Here is a 17956-nt window from a genome sequence, read left to right as displayed (position 1 = left end):
ATGACGATGACTTCCGCCCGCGCGCTCGCCCTGCTGACCGCGTCCGCCCTGGTGCTGGCCGCCTGCGGCGACAAGGACAAGACCGACGGCAAGGCCCCGGCCAGCCAGGCCCGCGCCGTCAGCGTCGGCCGGGTCGAGACCCGCCCCCTGGGCGGCGGCATCGAGGCCTCCGGCGTGCTGCTGGCCCGCGACGAGGCCGTGGTCGGCTCGGAGCTCTCGGGCTATCGCGTCGCCCGCATCTATGCCGACGAGGGCGACTACGTCCGCGCTGGCCAGCCGCTGGTGCAGCTGGACGCCACCCTGCTGCGCGCCCAGATCGACCAGCAGGCCGCCGTGGCCGCCCAGGCCCAGGCCGAGGCCGCCCGCGTCTCCGGCCTCGACGGCCAGGGCGTGCTCAGCCAGGAGCAGATCGAGAGCCGCCGCTACACCGCCAAGGCCCAGGCCGCCTCGCTGAACGAGCTGAAGACCCGCCAGAGCCGCATGACCATCGTCGCCCCCGTCGGCGGCCGGGTCATCGAGCGCGGGGTCAAGCCGGGCGAGATCTCGGGCGGCGGCACGACGCCGTGGTTCCGCATCGTCCGCGACGGCCTCGTCGAGCTGGAAGCCGACGTCAACGAACAGGACCTCTCCGGCCTGTCGATCGGCCAGCCGGCCACGGTCACCCTGCCCGGCGGCCAGCAGGTCGCCGGCGCCATCCGCCTGGTCAGCCCGCGCGTCAACGCCGACACGCGCCTGGGCAAGGTCCGCATCCGCCTGCCGGTGCGCGAGGACCTGCGGGCCGGCGGCTTCGGCAAGGCCACCTTCGGCGCCTCGGGCGCGGCGGTCACGGCCGTGCCGGAAACCGCCATCCGCTACGACGCTTCCGGCCTGTCGGTGGTGACGGTCGACGCTGGCAACCGCGCCCGGCAGGTTCCGGTCCGCACCGGCCGCCGCGGCGGCGGCTGGGTCGAGCTGGTCCAGGGCCCCGCCCCCGGCACGCGCGTCATCGTCGGTTCGGCCGCCTTCGCCGGCGACGGCGATCTGGTGAAGCCCCAGCCGGTTTCGACCGCCCAGAAGGCCGCGAACTGATGTCGGAACTCCGCATCTCAGCCTGGTCGATCCGGAACCCGATCCCCGTCGCGGTCCTGTTCATCGCCCTGATCATCGCCGGCGTCGGGGCCTACCTGTCGCTGCCGGTCAAGCAGTTCCCGAACGTCACCTTCCCGGCCGTGACCGTCTCGGTCACCCAGAGCGGCGCGGCCCCCGGCGAGCTGGAGACCCAGGTCACCCGCCCGATCGAGGACGCCGTCTCGGGCATCTCCAACATCAAGACCATCCGCTCGTCGGTGACGCAGGGCGCCTCTACGACCACCATCGAGTTCGAGCTCGGCGAGGACCTGCAGAAGGTCACCGACGAGGTCCGCTCCAAGGTCGACCAGGCCCGCGCCAGCCTGCCCAAGGAGGTCGACGAGCCGATCGTCCAGCGCCTCGAGATCGACAGCGCCCCGATCATCACCTACGCCGTCTCGGCCCCGGCCATGAGCACGGCCGAGCTGTCGTGGTTCGTCGACGACACCGTCACCCGCGCCCTGCAGGGCGAAAAGGGCGTGGCCCAGGTGGCCCGGGTCGGCGGCGCCGAGCGCGAGATCAACGTCATCATCGACCCGGCCCGCATGGCCGCCTTTGGCGTCACCGCGCCGCAGCTGAACCAGGCCCTGGCCAATTTCAGCCTCGACGCCCCCGGCGGCCGGGCCACGGTCGGCGGCCGCGAGCAGACCCTGCGGGTGCTGGGCGCGGCCAACACGCTGGACCAGCTTAAGCAGATCACCATCCCGGTCGGCTCGCGCTACGTGAAGCTGACCGACGTGGCAGACGTCGGCCAGGGCGCCGGCGAGGAACGCGGCTTCGCCCGCCTCGACGGCAAACCGGTCGTGGCCTTCCAGGTGATGAAGACCCGCGAGTCCAGCGACGTCGAGGTCGAGGACCGCGTGAAAGAGGCCGTGCTCGCGCTCGAAACCAAGAGCAAGGGCGTCGCCTTCACCAAGATCTACTCCACGGTCGACGAGACCCGCGCCAGCTTCAAGGCCACCGAGCACACCCTGCTGGAAGGCATGCTGCTGGCCTCGCTGGTGGTGTTCCTGTTCCTGCGCGAGTGGCGCGCCACCCTGATCACCGCCATCGCCATGCCGGTGTCGCTGATCCCGACCTTCGCCTTCATGGCCATGGTCGGCTTCTCGCTGAACGTCGTCACCCTGCTGGCCCTGACGCTGGTCATCGGCATCCTCGTCGACGACGCCATCGTCGAGATCGAGAACATCGAGAAACGGGTCTCCAAGGGCGAACGGCCCTACCGGGCGGCGATGGAAGGGGCAGACGCCATCGGCCTGGCGGTCGTGGCCACCACCTTCACCATCGTCGCGGTGTTCGTGCCGGTGTCCTACATGCCCGGCATCCCCGGCCAGTTCTTCAAGGAGTTCGGCCTGACCGTCGCGGTCTCGGTGCTGTTCTCGCTGGTCGTGGCCCGCCTGCTGACCCCGCTTCTGGCCGCCTACTTCCTCAAGCCCGCCAAGAAGCCGCATCCGCGCAAGCCGTTCGAGGGCTTCTACCGCAAGAGCCTGGACTGGGCGCTGGACCACCGGATCATCAGCTTCATCCTGGGGGGCGTGCTGACCGTCGGCTCGCTGGTCGGCGCCGGCTTCCTGGCCTCGATCGGCGTTCTGGCCGTCGGCTTCCAGCCGCCCGGCAACGCCAACTACTACTATATCAAGCTGCAGGGCCCGCCCGGCGCGACCGTCACCGACATGGATCGCACGGTCCAGGCGGTGACCAAGATGTTCAAGGCCCGCCCCGAGACCGAGCACGTCTTCGTCCAGGTCGGCTCCAACATCGCCAGCGGCTTCGGCGGCCAGAGCGGCGCCGACGTCCGCGACGGCACGGTCACCGTGGTGCTCAAGGGCGACCGCAAGCTGACCGTCACGGAGATCAAGCAGGAGATCCGCGCCGGCCTGCGCGACATTCCCGACGCCCGCGTCAACCTGCAGAGCGACTGGGGCTCGGCCGACATCCAGAACATCCTCACCTCGGAAGACGGCGAGGCGCTGGACAGGGCCGCCCTGCAGATCGAGCGCGAGATGCGCTCGCTGAAGACCGTGGCCGACCCGCGCCCCTCCTCGCCGCCCAGTGGTCCGGAGATCGTGATCCGTCCCCGCGCCGACGAGGCCGCCCGCCTGGGCGTCTCGGTGGCCGACATCGCCGCCATCGCCCGCGTGGCCACGGTCGGCGACATCGACGCCAACGTCGCCAAGATGACCCAGGGCGAGCGCCGCATCCCGATCCGCATCCGCCTGCCCGACGGCGCGCGCTCGGACCTGGCGGCGATCGGCGCCCTGCAGGTGCCCACCGCCAGCGGCGGCGTCACCCGCCTCGACAGCGTGGCCGACATCGACTTCCAGGCCGGTCCGGCCAAGATCGACCGCTTCGGCCGTAAGCGTCAGCTGACCATCGAGGGCGATCTCAACGGCGGCGCCCAGCTGGGCCAGGCCCTGGCCGAGATCAACGAGCTGCCGTCGATGAAGAAGATGCCGGCGGGCGTGGAGCCCGCTTCGGCCGGCGACCAGGAGGCGTTCACCGAGCTGTTCAGCGGCTTCGCCGTCGCCATCCTGTCGGCCATCGGCCTGGTGTTCGGCGTGCTGGTCCTGCTGTTCCGCAGCTTCTTCAAGCCGATCACCATCATCTCGGCCCTGCCGCTGGCGATCAGCGGAGCCCTGGTGGCGCTGGTGGTCTGCGGCCAGCCGCTGTCGATGCCGTCGCTGATCGGCTTCCTGATGCTGATGGGTCTGGCGGCCAAGAACTCGATCCTGCTGGTCGAGTACGCCATCGAGCAGGAGCGCGCGGGCATGAGCCAGCGCGAGGCCCTGATCGACGCCTGCCACGAGCGGGCCCGCCCGATCGTCATGACCACCCTGGCCATGATGGCCGGCATGCTGCCCACCGCCCTCGGCCTCGGCCAGGGCTCGGAGTTCCGCCAGCCGATGGCCGTGGCCGTGATCGGCGGCCTGATCACCTCGACCATCCTGTCGCTGGTGCTGGTGCCGGTGGTCTACGAGGTCATCGACGACTTCGAGCGCTGGATCACCCCCAAGCTCTCGCGCATGACGACCCCGCGCGAGGCGCCGGGCGCCACGGCCTCGCCGGTGGATCGGCTGTAGTAGAAGGGGGCCGGAGAAGACCCCCTCCGGCCCTCCGGGCCACCTCCCCCAGAGGGGGAGGCTCTAGAAGCGCGGCGGCCAGCAAGATGCTCCCCCTCTGGGGGAGCTGTCGCGGAGCGACTGAGGGGGCCGCGTCGCCTCACCCCAGCCCCGTCGTCTCCGGCCCGACCACCCCGCCGCAGGCCGCGCACCGCACCACCGCCTCCAGCCGCTGGCCGCAAGGCGTGTGGGTCAGCATCTCCGGCGGCCCTTCCGGCCCCGCCAGCCAGCGGTCGCCCCAGGCCATCAGCGCCACGATCAGCGGGAACAGTTCGCGCCCCTCGTCGGTCAGCCGGTACTCCCAGCGCTCGGGCCGCTCCTGGTAGCGGACCCGGTCCAGCACCCCCAGCGACACCAGCCGCGCCAGCCGGTCCGACAGGATGTTGCTGGCCGCGCCCAGTTCGGCCTGCAGGTCGGCGAACCGGCGCAGTCCGTAGAACGCCGCCGCCACCAGATGCGAGGTCCAGCGGTCGCCCAGCACCGCGATCGCCCGCTCGGCCACCGGCGGGATGCCGCCCTCCCCCTCGACGATCGAACGTCGCTGGGCGCGCGGCCCCGGCGCGGGGTCGAGGCCCGCTCCCGGCCCCGGCGCCACGGTGGTGTTGCGCGCGCTCACCGCCTCGCCGCAGGCCTTGCACGTCAGCTCGGCCACCAGCTCGCAGCCGCAGGTCCTGTGCAGCACGCGGTGGGCCGGATCGGTGGGCGCGTCGCCGCGCTTCTGGTCCCAGCGCAGGATCATCAGGGCCGCGTCGAACAGGTCCAGACCCTTGGCGGTCAGGTGGTAGCCGTACCGCACCGGCCGCTCCTGATAGGGCCGCCGCGCCAGGATCCCCGCCGCCTCCAGCCGACCCAGCCGGTCGGTCAGCAGCGAGCGGGCCATGCCGGTATGGGCCACGAAGCCGTCGAAGCGGCTGACGCCCCTGAACGCCGCATACAGCGCCAGCAACGTCCAGCGATCACCGATCAGGGTCAGCGCCCGCGCCGCCGAACTGGCCCTGACCGTGCGGAAACTGTGGTTTTCGGGCGACATCTTCCCCTTGGTGCGAGCGTTCGCGGCCGCCTGTCAATCTTGGCCGATTGCCTCGTCGTCATGTAGCTTTTATAACGAGACTAACAAGAGCGGGGATGGGTAATCTCGCCGGCGCGGAGGCAGCCATGGTCTACATCCTGGGGGGATGGCAGAGCGACTTCTCCGCGAACTGGTCGCGCCAGGGCTGGGGCCTGGCCGACGCGTTTGGCGAGGCGGTGGCGCAGGGACTTGCCGCCGCCGACCTCGCCCCTTCCGACATCGAGACCGGCCACGTCGGTAACTTCGCCGGCGAGTTGTTCGCGGGCCAGGGCCTGCTGGGCGGCTTCTTCGGCCTCGTGCATCCCGAGCTCGACGGCCTGCCGACCATGCGCCACGAGGCCGCCTGCGCTTCGGGCAGCTGCGCCGTCCTCGCCGCAGCCGCCGAGATCGAGGCCGGGCGCTACGGCCTGTCCTGCGTGGTCGGGATCGAGCAGATGCGCAACGTCCCAGGCCAGACCGCCGCCGAGCACCTGGGCGCGGCCGCCTGGACCGGCCACGAGTTTCAGGACGCCCGCTTCCTGTGGCCCGCCGCCTTCTCCGACCTCGCAGAGGTCTACGACGACCGGTTCGGCCTGCGTTACGAGCACCTGATGGCGATCTCGGCGCAGAACTTCGCCAACGGCCGTCGCAACCCCAACGCCCAGACCCGCGACTGGCGCTTCGCGCCCGAGGCCTTCACCGCCGACGACGTCGCCAACCCGGTGGTCGAGGGCCGCACCCGCAAGCAGGACTGCGGTCAGGTCACCGACGGGACGGCGGTGCTGTTCCTGGCCTCGCCCGAGCGCGCCCGATCTTACGCCGACGCCCGCGGGATCGCGCTGGAAAGCCTGCCGCGCATAAAGGGCTGGGGCCACCGATCGGCCCCGATCCCCCTCGACCGCAAGCTGGTCGCCAGCCGCGCGGGCGTCGAAGCGGGCGGCCACGTCTTCCCGCAAGTGCGCCGCGCGATCGAGGACGCCCGCGCCCGGGCGGGCGTCTCCCGCCTGTCGGAGATCCACGCGGTCGAGACCCACGACTGCTTCGCCATCACCCAGTACATGGCCATTGACCACCTGGGCCTGACCGCGCCCGGCGAGGCCTGGAAGGCGATCGAGGCCGGCGACACCGCCATGGGCGGCAAGCTGCCGGTCAATCCCTCCGGCGGCCTGATCGGCGCGGGTCACCCGGTCGGCGCGACGGGGGTGCGCATGGCGCTGGACGCCTTCAAGCAGACGACGGGAACCGCCGGCGACTATCAGGTCGACGGCGCCCGCACCGTCCAGACCCTCAACATCGGCGGCTCGACCACCACCACGGTCAGCCTGGTGATCGGAACCTGACATGCTGCAGCTCCTGCTGGTCGACGCCGCCGTCTCGGCCGCCGCCTTCCTCGCGCTCTGGCTCGTCTCGCTGAAGATCCGCGACGTCAGCTTCATCGACGCCTGGTGGGGGCTGGGCATGGGGCTGATCGCCTGGACCGCCTTCCTGCAGGGCCCGCCCACGCCGCGCGGCATGCTGCTGACGACGATCTGCACCGTCTGGGCCGCGCGCCTGGGCGGCTACCTGCTGTGGCGCTGGCGCAAGCACGGCGCCGACCGCCGCTACGTCGCCATGCTGGCCCACGCCGAGAAGGAACGCGGCTGGAGCTTCGCCAAGACCTCGCTGCTGCTGGTCTTCTCCCTGCAGTACGTCATGCAGTTCGTCGTCGCCCTGCCGGTGCAGCTGGGCCAGGCGCCCGGCCCGCTCGGCCCGCTGGCCTTCGCCGGCGCGGCCCTGGCGGTGATCGGCATCCTCTTCGAGACCGTCGGCGACGCCCAGCTTGTCGCCTTCAAGGCCGATCCCGCCAACGCCGGCAAGGTCATGGACAAGGGCCTGTGGCGCTACACCCGCCACCCCAACTATTTCGGCGACGCCTGCACCTGGTGGGGCCTGTTCCTGATCGCCGCCGAGGCCCTGCCCTGGGGGCCGGCCTCGATCGTCGGCCCGATGCTGCTGACCTTCACCCTGATCCGCTGGAGCGGCGTGCCCACCACCGAGGGCCGCCTCAAGAAGACCCGTCCCGACTACGCGGCCTACGTGGCGCGGACGTCGGGGTTCGTGCCGTGGTTTCCTCGCAAGGCCTGAAGCCGCGTGGCGAGTTGGTTCGCGACCCGTTGCCGTCGCACCAGCCGCATGGTCAGCATGGGCCATGCTGCGACCATCCGCCTATGCCCTTGTTCTGGTCTTGCTGCTGGCTTGTTTTCTCGTCCCGATTTGGACTGATGCGCCGGCGCAGGCGCAAGGCGGCTCCTCGATGCCCCCGCCCGCCGCAAGGGAGGCCAGGGCCGCCGAATTTCGTTTCTTCGCACGGAGCGCCTACGAAATCGCGGCCGAGCCTTGCGACTTCTCCCCGACCTGAAGCGGAAGAGCGTGCTTGCGTCGGAACTTGGGGCGTTGGCGGACTTCGAGCGAAGCGGGCCGTCCGCCGACCTCCAGTCTCAGTTGCAGGTTGCGCGCGACGACGCGGCCTATGCCGTGACCGTGAAACCTCGAGACTGCAGCCCCGAGGCGTTGGCGCTGTTGTCTCCGGCCCAAACGAGGATCGAACTGGACCGCGGAGCGCTGCGGGAAATGCTCGCGCGAATGCGTGTCCTGGCGCCGACGCTGGCGAGCGAGCCAAGCCTCCACAGTCCGCCCACGAGCCCGCAGGACGCCGAGTTTCGATACCTCGCGCGCAGGGTGACAATGATTGTTTCGCCGGTTTGCCCGTTCTCGAGAAAGAAGGACCGCATCAGTACCTTGGCCGGGTCTCGCGAACTGGTGACGCGTCTGAGAAACCGCGTCAGACCGACCCGCTTCGAAGCCCAGTTCGCGACGGCGGAAGCCGACGAGTGGTTCTACCGATCGACCCGTGTGACCGAATGCCAGACGCCTGACGGCCCAATGACGCCTGAACTTGTTCGGCGCGCGGCCGCTGAAGTGAAGACCGCGGTGACCCGGATGGAGGCAATCGCCGGAACCGAGCTCGGGCGACGTCCATGATCGACCCTGAGCTGACGTTGACGCCTTCCCCCAGGCGCAGCCCAGAATAGCCGATACACTTACAGCGCGTCCGAGGATCAGAGGAAACGGAAGTCCAATCCTGCACTGGAGTTACTGATGCTTCTATCGCGTTATGGAGTGGTGCAAAATCGCTTCAGGCGCGCAAAATCTGCTGAAACAACAGTCCGCCTCCTATACAATACTTCTGCGGCTTTTCGCGAAAATTTGATCAACTGGGGGTTGGGGTAGGGGCATTCCTCAGCCACTTCCAGTAAACTTGAAGCTATGCTGAGTTGCGAATTTCGTGGTCCGTCGTAGGTGTCTGAAAACTCGACAGGTTCGTGGCTCAGAACGAAGTGACCAGCAAGAAAGTACGAAACAACAGACCGCATGAATTCGGACAACAGGAACTGCGGAAACATTCGACCTTCATCACGCCATTCTCCAGTAATGTAGGAGCCCGTATCCGCCAAAATGGGCAAAAGCTTCGCTCTCCCTTGTCGAGTTTGATTTCTCGCGTACTCGAAATCAGAGACGCTCGCTTTCCACTCCGTTTCCGAATTCGCTTTCAATAGACCCCTCAATAATTCGTCCACTTCCGATGCATATCGATCAAAAACTGGCGTCATTTCTAAATAAAATGGGCCTATATACTCCTTGAAGAATAATTCCTTGTTGTTAGATTTTTTTGGAATTATCTCTCTAATGCCCTTTGCTATCGACGATAGACTTTCCAGCGCCTTCAACACTCCACCAATTTCAGCGATCATGGTGTCAGTCCGCTTTCGAGGTTTTGGAGGTCGTTACCTTGTCTGGCTCATTTAAAAACTCAATGTCTGCAATCCACCCTTAGCGGACCTTTCCAATGCTCCCGTCATTCCCGCCCTTGTGGCGGGAACCCCTCTGTCCGCCGCATGGGCAGGCGGGGCGAACCGCAGGCGGTTCGCTAGCGTCTCACCTGTCAGCGGAACCAGGGGTTCCCGCCACAAGGGCGGGAATGACGGGGAGGTTTGAGAGGCCGCGCCCGCCATCCACCCCTTGGCCGACATTTGACCCGTCCGCTTCAGCGCGGGTTGTCGGGTGCGGGAATGACGGCAGGTCGGATTGGCCGCGCGCTTCAACCGCGAAGCTCTCCCCGCCCCGCCCACACGCTGTGCGTCCCGCTGCTGATCTTGTGCGGCAGCGCGATCCGGCAGGCCGGCGTCATCGTCCGGGCGTCCACCAGCAGGCATTCGGACGTCCCGGTGTTCTCGTCGATGATGAAGCTGACCAGCCAGCCGTCGTCCTCGGCGCTCGCCCCCGGCCGCGCCGCGAACGGCGCCTCGCTGGCGTAGCGGCCCTCGGGCAGCTTCAGGCTCCAGCTTTCGCCGCTGACCAGGTCGTGCTTGACGAAGCCGTCGAACAGAAACCAGCCCGGCTTGGCCGTCGTGGAGTAGGCATAGCGATAGGGCTTGCCCGCCCAGGCCTGGTTGAACATGCCGAACTCCAGCACCCGGTCGTCCAGCCGCTGCTCGACCGTCTCGCCCGTCGCCAGGTTGAAACGCCAGCGATGGAGCTTGGGCCGGAAGCTGTGCTCGTCCAGATAGGCCATCAGGTGAGCGTACTGCTCGGGCGCATCGGCCAGCGGGCGGGGTGTCGGATTCTCCTGGAAATAGCCGTCGACCACCACCTCGTCGCCCTCCTCGTAGGCGTTGAGGAAGTGCAGCACATAGGTCGGCGCGGCCGTAAACCAGCGCGGCTCGCCGCCCTTGCGCGGCACGAGGGCGAAGCGCGACGGCAGGCCCTTGTGCAGGCGCACCGCGTGGATGTCGCGCTCCAGCAGGCCAGCGTCCCAGAACACCGGCAGGTCGTTGAGGATCGCCCAGTTCTCGCTGAACGCCATGTCGTGCGGCAGACGCGGCCCCGGCAGCGACACGGGCTGGTACAGCGTGCGCCGACCGCTCGCGTCGACCACGCCGAAATGCATGTAGGGCGCGTGCTTGGAGTAGTTGAAGAACAGGAGCTCCCCGGTCGCCGGATCGACCTTGGCATGGGCCGAAACCCCGTCCAGCGGCGCCCACGAAGCGGGGCCCAGGGTCTCCAGGGTCAGCGGATCCAACCGATAGGCCTCGCCGCACTGGTAGAAGGTGGCGATCGCCTCGCCGGCGTGGACGACGATGTCGGTGCTGGCGGTGTCCTTCAGGGCGCCGTGCGCGCCGAAGCCTGGCCGCAGCGACACGCCCGGCCCGTCGGCCAGTCCGCCCCACAGGCTTTGCCCCGCCTCCTGCTCGGCCTCGAAGCCGCGCGTGCGGATGAAGCGGTTGCGATACCGCGCCCTGCCGCCCTGGAACTCGATCTGGTGGACCATGCCGTCGCCGTCGAACGGATGGTAGCGGCCAAGCGGTTCGTGCGCCGGGTTCTCGGTGTTGCGCAGGTACACCCCGTCAAGCTCCGGCGGGATCGCGCCCTCCAGGACCACGAGGTCCTCGGCGTCGACCTCTTCGTGCTGCGGCGTCCAGGCGCCGGTCATGTAGGGATGGTCGGTGACCCCAAGCGAGGTCCTCACCGACGGTTGGCGCGCGACTTTCATGCCGTCCTCCCCAGGTTGGCCGATGAAAGCTTAGACCTTAAGTCTCGTTATGCAAGCATCTTGAACGAACGCCGATTGCTGCATCGCAAACAAAAGAAAGGCCCGCGAGCCGGAGCACGCGGGCCATTTCCTCGAGGGTCCCGAAACCGGGACGACCGCGGCCAGACTACAGGGCGGCGCGGTTCTTGTAGGCCGAAACGGCCAGAGCGATCAGGCTCAGCATGGGAGATCCAGTCATCTGTCGTCGCCGGGACCGGATTGTCCCGACGCCGGCGATATATGATGACAACGTTGTCAAATCAAGGCCGGATGCTGCGGCGCAACATCGCACGACAGGTGTGACGCGCTCTTCGCGCGCGCCCCCTCAGTCGCTCCGCGACAGCTCCCCCAAAGGGGGAGCAGTTGAAGCGCCAAGATCCTCCCCCTCTGGGGGAAGTGGCCCAGAGGGCCGGAGGGGGCCTCGCCCAAAGGCGAGGCTTACGCCCCCCTCGCCTCCTCGCCCATGAACACCACCTTCGCGCCCTTCTCGACCGCCTTGCCCAGTTGGGCCGCATCCCAGTTGGTCAGGCGAACGCAGCCGTGCGAGGCGCGCTTGTTGACCAGCTTGGGATCCGGCGTGCCGTGGATGCCGTAGGTGTCCTTGGTCAGGTCGATCCAGGTGCCGCCCACCGGATTGTTGGGACCTGCCTTGATGGTCAGCTTGCCCTTGGGCTTGCCGAAGGTCAGGCGCGAGGGGTCGTAGGTGTAGGTCGGCCGGGGCGCGACGGTGTTGACCGCCAGTTCGCCGCTCGGGGCCGGACGCTCGGTGCTGCCCACGGTGGCCGGATAAACCGCCTGCAGCACGTCCTGGCCGTCGAAGGCCCGCACCTGGCCCAGCGTCTTGTCGATCTCGATCCGCGTCACCCGCGCGGGCAGGTCGGCCGGCCCCAGGGCGGCGACGGCGACGCGGGTCCCGGCCCGGGTGAAGTCGGCGCCGGGGTTCAGCGCCTGCAGCAGCGCCTCGTCCATGTGGAAGCGCTCGGCCAGGGCTTCCAGCGGGCTCGTGTAGGACAGCGCCGGCAGCCTGGCCATGGCCTCGTAGTCGTCCTTGGGGATCGACTTGACGAAGGGTCCCTTCACGTCCTCGGCCGTGATCACGTAGTCGGTCAGCACCGGCCCGCCGTCGGCCTCGATCAGCGCCTTCCACAGGTCCGGCGTCACCTGGCCGTCGACCGTCAGGCCCCGGGCCTGCTGGAAGGCCTCGATAGCCAGCCGAAGGTTGGTGCCCGTCACCCCGTCGATCGATCCCGGCGAGAACCGGGCCCGGTCGAGCAGCACCTGCACCCGGACCAGCGAGGGCGCGATCATCGACGGATCGGCCGGCGGCGCGTCCTGCGGTCCCGCCGTCTCCACGGCCTGGGCCAGGGGCGAGCGGCCGTTCGCGGCCGGGGCGGCCTTGGGCTGCGGCGCGGCGGCCGGCGGCGGGGCCTCGGCCTTCTCCTCGCCCCTGGAGCAGGCGGCGGCGGCCAGGGCGCATCCGGCCATCAGGGCCGCGAGACGGAAGGTCGAAGGCATCGCATACTCCACGCACGAGGAACGTCTTGCCGTTCTCAAGCCTTGAGCCATGGCGAAGTTCCGAAAGGCGGGTGCGCTTGGCTCCAAGGTGGCGGAAGGGAACGAAGGATCGTCGGCGCGGCCGGCGACTGGGCCTTGGGCTGCTCGTCCTGCTGCTGGCGGGCTGCGCGGGGGCGGCCGCGTGGCTGGCCTGGCCGACGGGATCGCCGCCGCTCGACCCGCCCACCGGCGACCAGACCGCGTCCGTCGAGCCGACCACGCAGTACATTCCCTCCAACGACCCGCCCTCCGCGCCGCTGTCGCCCCTGCCGGTCGACGAGACCTGCGAGGCCGCCGCGCCCGACGGCGCCGCCGAGGCCAACGCCGCCAGCCTCAACACCCTGTCCTGGGCCCCGTTCGGCCGGGCCGAGACCGGCTGGGTGATCTACGCCCCGCGCATCGGCGCCGAGCTGGCCACGGCCTGCGGTCCGGGCACCACCCGCTTCGCCGCCGCCCTCGCCCGCTGGCAGGCAGGCCACGGCCTGCCGCAGACCGGCGTGCTGGACGCCGCCGTCTTCGACGCCATGAAGACCCGCTGGACCCTGGCCCGCCCCTTCGCCGTCATCAACGCCAAGGGCGAGTGCCCCAACGCCCCTAGCGCCGCCGGCCTCGCCCCCGCCAAGCCCCACGAGGCCTATGGCGCCAAGCCGGCCCTGCTGCGCCCCGGCGCGCTGGAGGCCTATCGCCGCCTGGTCGAGGCGGCCCGTGAGGACGGCGTCGTTTCCGAGCGCGACCCACGCGTGCTGACCATCTTCTCGGCCTTCCGCGATCCCGCCGCCGACGCCGCCCGCTGCGCCCGCGACAACAACTGCCAGGGCGTCACCCGCACCATCTGCTCGGCCCACCGCACGGGCCTGGCCATGGACCTCTACATCGCCGCCGCCCCCGGCCATGGCCCCGACTCCAGCGCCGACGACAACCGCCGCGCCATGGCCCGTTCGGACGTCTATCGCTGGATGGTGCGCAACGCCGGCCGCTTCGGCTTCGTCAACTACGTGTTCGAGCCCTGGCACTGGGAATGGACAGGCGAGGCGCCGCTGCCCGGCGTGCCGATCTCAAGCCTTCCTCAAGACGGATCACAACCGCTCGATCAGGGGGCGCCCACGCCTCAACCCGGCCTGAAAGGCTTACTACCTAGGAAGAATGAAGTTCGCTGACGTACATGCCCCCAAGCAGCCGAATTGGGGCCGGCGCGAGATCCTGGCCGGCCTGCTCGCTCTCCCCGCCGGCTCCGTCCTGGCCGCGCCCAGGATCGCCGCGCCGCCGCGTCCGCCGGTCGTCACCGTGCTGGGCGACTCGATCACCGCCGGCCTCGGCGTTCGTCCGGGCGAGGCCATGCCGGCCCGTCTGCAGGCGGCGCTGGCCGCGCGCGGCGTCAACGTCCAGGTCCGCGCCGCCGGCCGCAACGGCGACACCAGCGCCGGCGGCCTGGCCCGCCTCGAAGGCGCCCTGGGCGGCGACACCGCCGTCTGCGTCGTGGCGCTGGGCGGCAACGACCTGCTGCAGGGCCTGCGGCCCGAGGCCACGCGCGCCAACCTGCGCGCCATCCTGACCCGCCTGCGCGAGCGGAAGATCACCGCCGCCATCGCCGGCGTCAACGCCCCGGCCCTGCTGGGCGCCGACTACGCCCGCCGCTTCAACGCCGTCTTCACCGACCTGGCCCGCGACTTCGCCGCGCCCCTGCTGCCCAACCTGCTGGCCGGCATCGGCGGCTCGCGCCGCTACATGCAGAGCGACGGCATCCACCCCAACGCCGAGGGCGCGCGGGTGATCGCCGCCAACCTGGCGCCGGTGGTGGCGCAGGCCCTGGCGCGGGGAACGCAGGTGGCGTTGCGGTAGATGCTCCCCCTGAAGGGGGAGCTGTCGCGAAGCGACTGAGGGGGAAGTGATAGCGGCATGTCAGCGGCCGCTTCCCCCTCCGGCCCTTCGGGCCACCTCCCCCTTCAGGGGGATCGTTGCATAATGGGGTAAAACAAGAACGACTTTCCCCTTTTGATTCCGAACTGTTCTCGAACGGATTCTGGTCTGTTCTTCGACGTTCCGAATTTCGCAACAGTCCCCTTCAGGGGGAGGATCTTCACAAAAACCACTCCACCGCCACCAGCACCACGCCGGCGATCCAGGCGGTCTCGACCACCATCAGCGCCACCGGGCGCCAGCCGGCGGTCATCACGTCCTTGAACGAGGTCTTCATCCCCAGGCCCGCGATCGCCGTGACCAGGCACCAGCGGCTGACCTCTGTCGCCGCGTCGGCGCCGGCCTTGGGCAGCCATCCCAGGCTGTTGACCGCCACCAGGGCGGCGAAGGCGACCAGGAACAGCGGCAACTGCGGCTTGGCCCCGCCGCGGCCGCCCGGCAGCATCCGCGCCGCCAGGAGGGCGATGGCGAACACCACCGGCAGCAGCATCGACACCCGCAGCAGCTTCACATAGGTGGCCACGTCGCCGGTGTGCGGCGAGATCATGTAGCCGGCCCCCACCACCTGGGCCACGTCGTGGATCGTGCCGCCCAGGAACACCCCGGCCTTGGTCTGGTCCAGGTGCAGCGCCGCCGTCAGCAGCGGATAGGTGATCATGGCGATGGTCGACAGGGCCGTGACCACCACCACCGTCAGGATCGTGTCGCGCTCGCCGTCCTTGTCGCGCGGCAGCACAGACGCGATGGCCAGGGCCGCCGAGGCCCCGCAGATGCCCACGGCGCCGCCCGACAACACGCCGAAGCCCTGGCGCAGGCCCAGGCGCTTGGCCAGGAACGCGCCCAGCAGGATCGTCGAGACCACCGCGATCATGACCGTGACGATCGGCGTGATCCCGAGACTGAGGATCTGCCCAGCGGTGATCCGCGCGCCCAGCAGGGCGACGCCGAACCGCAGTATGGCCTTGGACGAGAACTCGATGCCCGGAATGCAGCGGCCTTCCTGGTGCAGGAAGTGGAAGGTCATGCCCAGCAGCAGGGCGAACAGCATCACCGGCGCGCCGTAGTGCTGGGACAGCCAGGTCGAGGCCAGGGCGATGGTCCCGGCCACCAGCACGCCGGGATAGAGCTTGGTCAGCGCCGCCTGGCCAGGGAACCGCTGGGCCTTGGCCGCCGGGGCCGGCTCGGGGCGGTGCAGCCCTTCCATGCCCTCCAGCGATTGGAAAAGCGCCCGCGCGGCGGCCGCGTCGGTGTCGAGATCGGAATTCATCGTCAGGCCCTTTGACGAGTCGCCATGCCGACGACGCCTTCCGTCTGGACCCGGAGCGCCAGCGTGGCAAGGCGTGCGCCTAAGACCCTCCCCCTGAAGGGGGAGGTGTCGGCGAATCCGACGGAGGGGGATGTGGCTTCCGAGGCTGGAGACGAACGAGCGTCAGCAGGGACTTCCCCCTCCGGCCCTCCGGGCCACCTCCCCCTTCAGGGGGAGGATCTACGCAACGCCACGAGCGCCGAGATATACGCCTCCATCAACCGCACCAGCTCGTCCTCCAGCGCCTGCGGGTCCAGCGCCAGCCCCGGCTCGGCGGCCGCCGCGCGCAGCAGGCCGACGGCGGCGTGGGTCAGCACGAAGGCCGATTCCGGCGTCAGCTCGATCTGCAGCCGGGCCTTGCCGGCGATCGAGGCGAGGAACGCCTGGTGGTGCTCTTCCAGAACCGCGTCGCCGCGATGGAACATGGCCCCCAGCAGCGCCTGGCGCGTGGCTGGCGAGCCCTCGAAGCCGTTCATCAGCGCCCGCACGATCGGCCGCACGCTGCCAAGATCGGGTCGCTCGATCAGGGTCTCCGCGATCGCGTCGCGCACCGCGCTGGTTCGGCGCTGGGCGAGGGCCGCCAGGATGTCCTGCTTGTCGGCGAAGTACTGGTAGACCGTGCCGACGCTCACCCCCGCCCGCTCGGCCACGTGGTTGGTGGTCAGGCGATCGGGGCCGCCGCTCTCCAGAAGCTGAAAGGCCGCGTCGAGAATGGCGTCGACGGTGACCTGGGCGCGCCCCTGCGACGGCGATCGTCTTTTCTTTTCAGCCACTTGCCGCCGACCTCCACACGCTCGCCGGCCTGAAGGGCAAGGCGAGTAGGAACATGAGCAATGCTTACATACGCTTGAGGCCGAGAACAGGTTCGTCTTCGGACGAGCCGGAAGGAGCCCAGATGATCCGCCCCATCGAAGACGTCCGCGCCCGCGTCGCCTCGCAGAAGACGCTGCTGCCGGGCTTCTACGGCAAGATCGATTTCGACGTCGCGCCCGAGCGCTTCACCGAAGACCCCAGCGCCGGCGTCGCCCGCGACCGCAACCCGCTGGGCGTGTCGGTCACCCAGGACGACCTCGACCGCGTACGGGCCTACACCATGCTGGGCGACATCGTCGCCGACGCCTACGCCGCCCTGATCCCGCAGTTCGGCTTCCGCCGGCTGATCGACATGCTGGTCACGGCTTGCGAGCAGGGGATCCAGGCCGTGCCCGACGCGCCGCCCGAGCTTTCCGCCTTCATCGCCGAGATGGAGGCCACGCCCGACTGGATCGACATGGACCTGGTGCGCGAGGGCCAGCGGCTCGACCGCAACGCCGCCGCCCACCTTGGCCCCTTCGCCATCCGCGGCGCGTTCGTGGCCACCTTCCTCAACAAGTATTCGGCCCTGCCCATGGCCCTGACGGGGACCCTGGGCGCGGAAACCGCCGCCAAGCGCGTCAACGAGACGGCCGCCTTCTTCACCACCACCCTGCTGCCGGGCGCGCTGGAGCGCCACGGCGAGGGCTTCAAGGCCGCGGCCATGGTGCGGCTGATGCACTCGATGGTGCGGTTCAACGCCCTGCGCTCGGGCCGCTGGGACGCGAGCGTCTACGGCGTGCCGATCCCGCAGGTCGACCAGATGCCGGCCGGGCTGATCCCGATCTTCCTGATGTCGTTCCAGATGCTGCGCCAGGGCCGCCGCCGGTTCACCCCGGCCGAGCGGGCCAAGGTCGAGCTGGCCCGCTATCGCTGCTTCCTGCTGGGCCTGCCGCAGGACCTGCTGGCCGATACGCCGGAGGGGATCGTGCGAATGATGACGGCCCGCGACACCACCCTGCGCCGGGGCTTCGACGACGAGACCTGCGGGGCGCTGATCCGCGCCACGCTCGACGCCTACCTGCCGCCGGACGAAAGCCCCGCCAACCGCCTGCACGACCGCATCGAGCGCCGCTTCGCCAAGGCCTTCTTCCTGCGCCACTTCATGCGCGGCGACCACAAGCGGGCGGCCAGCATGGGCATCGAGGTCAGCCGCGCCGACGAGGCGGTGTTCATCGTCGTGGCCCTGCTGGTCACCCTGCAGATGAAGGCCTTCGACCTGGCCGACCGCCTGCCGCTGCTGCGCGACGTCGCCGACGCGGCGATGGTCCGCCGGATCCGCGCCCTGCTGAAGCGCTACGGCCACGCCGAGTTCACGACGGATGCGGCCAACTACCGGCCGACGAACGCGAAGGCGGCGTAGGCCCCCTCAGTCGGCTTCGCCAAGATCCTCCCCCCTGGGGGATCGTTGCATAATGGGGTAA

The 17956-nt window shown here is 69.5% G+C and carries 14 protein-coding genes; 8 read left to right on the top strand and 6 right to left on the bottom strand.

The window, feature by feature from the left end; translation table 11 throughout:
* On the top strand, positions 1 to 1068 hold the full coding sequence (locus C1707_RS11075; protein WP_101711489.1) for an efflux RND transporter periplasmic adaptor subunit: 1068 nt from the start codon (positions 1 to 3) through the stop codon (positions 1066 to 1068).
* The gene (locus C1707_RS11070) at positions 1068 to 4187 is read left to right on the top strand and encodes an efflux RND transporter permease subunit (protein WP_101711490.1); all 3120 of its coding nucleotides are present in this window, start codon (positions 1068 to 1070) and stop codon (positions 4185 to 4187) included. The genes C1707_RS11075 and C1707_RS11070 overlap by 1 nt, the downstream gene beginning before the upstream one ends.
* A 139-nt stretch (positions 4188 to 4326) precedes the next feature.
* Here the strand turns inward: C1707_RS11070 and C1707_RS11065 are convergent, their stop codons facing one another.
* On the bottom strand, positions 4327 to 5256 hold the full coding sequence (locus tag C1707_RS11065; RefSeq protein WP_101711491.1) for a winged helix-turn-helix transcriptional regulator: 930 nt from the start codon (positions 5254 to 5256) through the stop codon (positions 4327 to 4329).
* A 125-nt stretch (positions 5257 to 5381) separates the two neighbouring features.
* Between C1707_RS11065 and C1707_RS11060 the strand changes: the two genes are divergently transcribed.
* From C1707_RS11060 to C1707_RS11050, 3 genes are all read left to right on the top strand, one after another.
* Complete coding sequence (locus tag C1707_RS11060) at positions 5382 to 6614, top strand: acetyl-CoA acetyltransferase (RefSeq protein WP_101711492.1); 1233 nt, start codon at positions 5382 to 5384, stop codon at positions 6612 to 6614.
* Position 6615: 1 nt separating this feature from the next.
* A complete protein-coding gene (locus C1707_RS11055; RefSeq protein WP_101711493.1) occupies positions 6616 to 7398 on the top strand; it encodes a DUF1295 domain-containing protein in 783 nt (260 codons plus the stop codon).
* Positions 7399 to 7707: 309 nt separating this feature from the next.
* Positions 7708 to 8295 carry a hypothetical protein gene (locus tag C1707_RS11050; protein ID WP_164467326.1) on the top strand — a complete coding sequence of 196 codons (588 nt, stop codon included), beginning with the start codon at positions 7708 to 7710 and terminating at the stop codon, positions 8293 to 8295.
* A 131-nt stretch (positions 8296 to 8426) separates the two neighbouring features.
* Here the strand turns inward: C1707_RS11050 and C1707_RS26100 are convergent, their stop codons facing one another.
* From C1707_RS26100 to C1707_RS11040, 3 genes are all read right to left on the bottom strand, one after another.
* Positions 8427 to 9065 carry a hypothetical protein gene (locus C1707_RS26100; RefSeq protein ID WP_145998296.1) on the bottom strand — a complete coding sequence of 213 codons (639 nt, stop codon included), beginning with the start codon at positions 9063 to 9065 and terminating at the stop codon, positions 8427 to 8429.
* 347 nt (positions 9066 to 9412) lie between these two features.
* Positions 9413 to 10864: a carotenoid oxygenase family protein gene (locus C1707_RS11045; protein WP_101711495.1), complete on the bottom strand. Its 1452-nt coding sequence runs from the start codon at positions 10862 to 10864 to the stop codon at positions 9413 to 9415.
* A gap of 477 nt (positions 10865 to 11341) precedes the next feature.
* Positions 11342 to 12418 carry a L,D-transpeptidase family protein gene (locus C1707_RS11040; protein WP_101711496.1) on the bottom strand — a complete coding sequence of 359 codons (1077 nt, stop codon included), beginning with the start codon at positions 12416 to 12418 and terminating at the stop codon, positions 11342 to 11344.
* Between the two features lie 77 nt (positions 12419 to 12495).
* On the opposite strand from C1707_RS11040, the gene C1707_RS11035 reads away from it, so the two are divergent.
* The gene (locus C1707_RS11035) at positions 12496 to 13614 is read left to right on the top strand and encodes a M15 family metallopeptidase (RefSeq protein WP_240633911.1); all 1119 of its coding nucleotides are present in this window, start codon (positions 12496 to 12498) and stop codon (positions 13612 to 13614) included.
* Positions 13601 to 14296, top strand: coding sequence for an arylesterase (locus tag C1707_RS11030; RefSeq protein ID WP_101711497.1), 696 nt, complete (start codon positions 13601 to 13603; stop codon positions 14294 to 14296). The genes C1707_RS11035 and C1707_RS11030 overlap by 14 nt, the downstream gene beginning before the upstream one ends.
* 238 nt (positions 14297 to 14534) lie before the next feature.
* Here C1707_RS11030 and C1707_RS11025 read toward each other — a convergent pair whose 3' ends face one another.
* Positions 14535 to 15641, bottom strand: a complete 1107-nt coding sequence (locus C1707_RS11025) for a YeiH family protein (RefSeq protein ID WP_101711498.1) — start codon at positions 15639 to 15641, stop codon at positions 14535 to 14537.
* Positions 15642 to 15847: 206 nt separating this feature from the next.
* The gene (locus C1707_RS11020; protein ID WP_101711499.1) at positions 15848 to 16453 is read right to left on the bottom strand and encodes a TetR/AcrR family transcriptional regulator; all 606 of its coding nucleotides are present in this window, start codon (positions 16451 to 16453) and stop codon (positions 15848 to 15850) included.
* Positions 16454 to 16575: 122 nt separating this feature from the next.
* Between C1707_RS11020 and C1707_RS11015 the strand changes: the two genes are divergently transcribed.
* Entirely contained in the window at positions 16576 to 17895 is a 1320-nt protein-coding gene (locus tag C1707_RS11015; RefSeq protein WP_101711500.1) for an oxygenase MpaB family protein, read from the top strand.
* The last annotated feature ends 61 nt before the right edge of the window (positions 17896 to 17956 follow it).

The sequence above is a fragment of the Caulobacter flavus genome, from assembly GCF_003722335.1.
Lineage (GTDB): Bacteria > Pseudomonadota > Alphaproteobacteria > Caulobacterales > Caulobacteraceae > Caulobacter > Caulobacter flavus.
The sequence above is the reverse complement of the archived record's forward strand: the minus strand, read 5'-3'. Positions and strand labels throughout refer to the sequence as shown.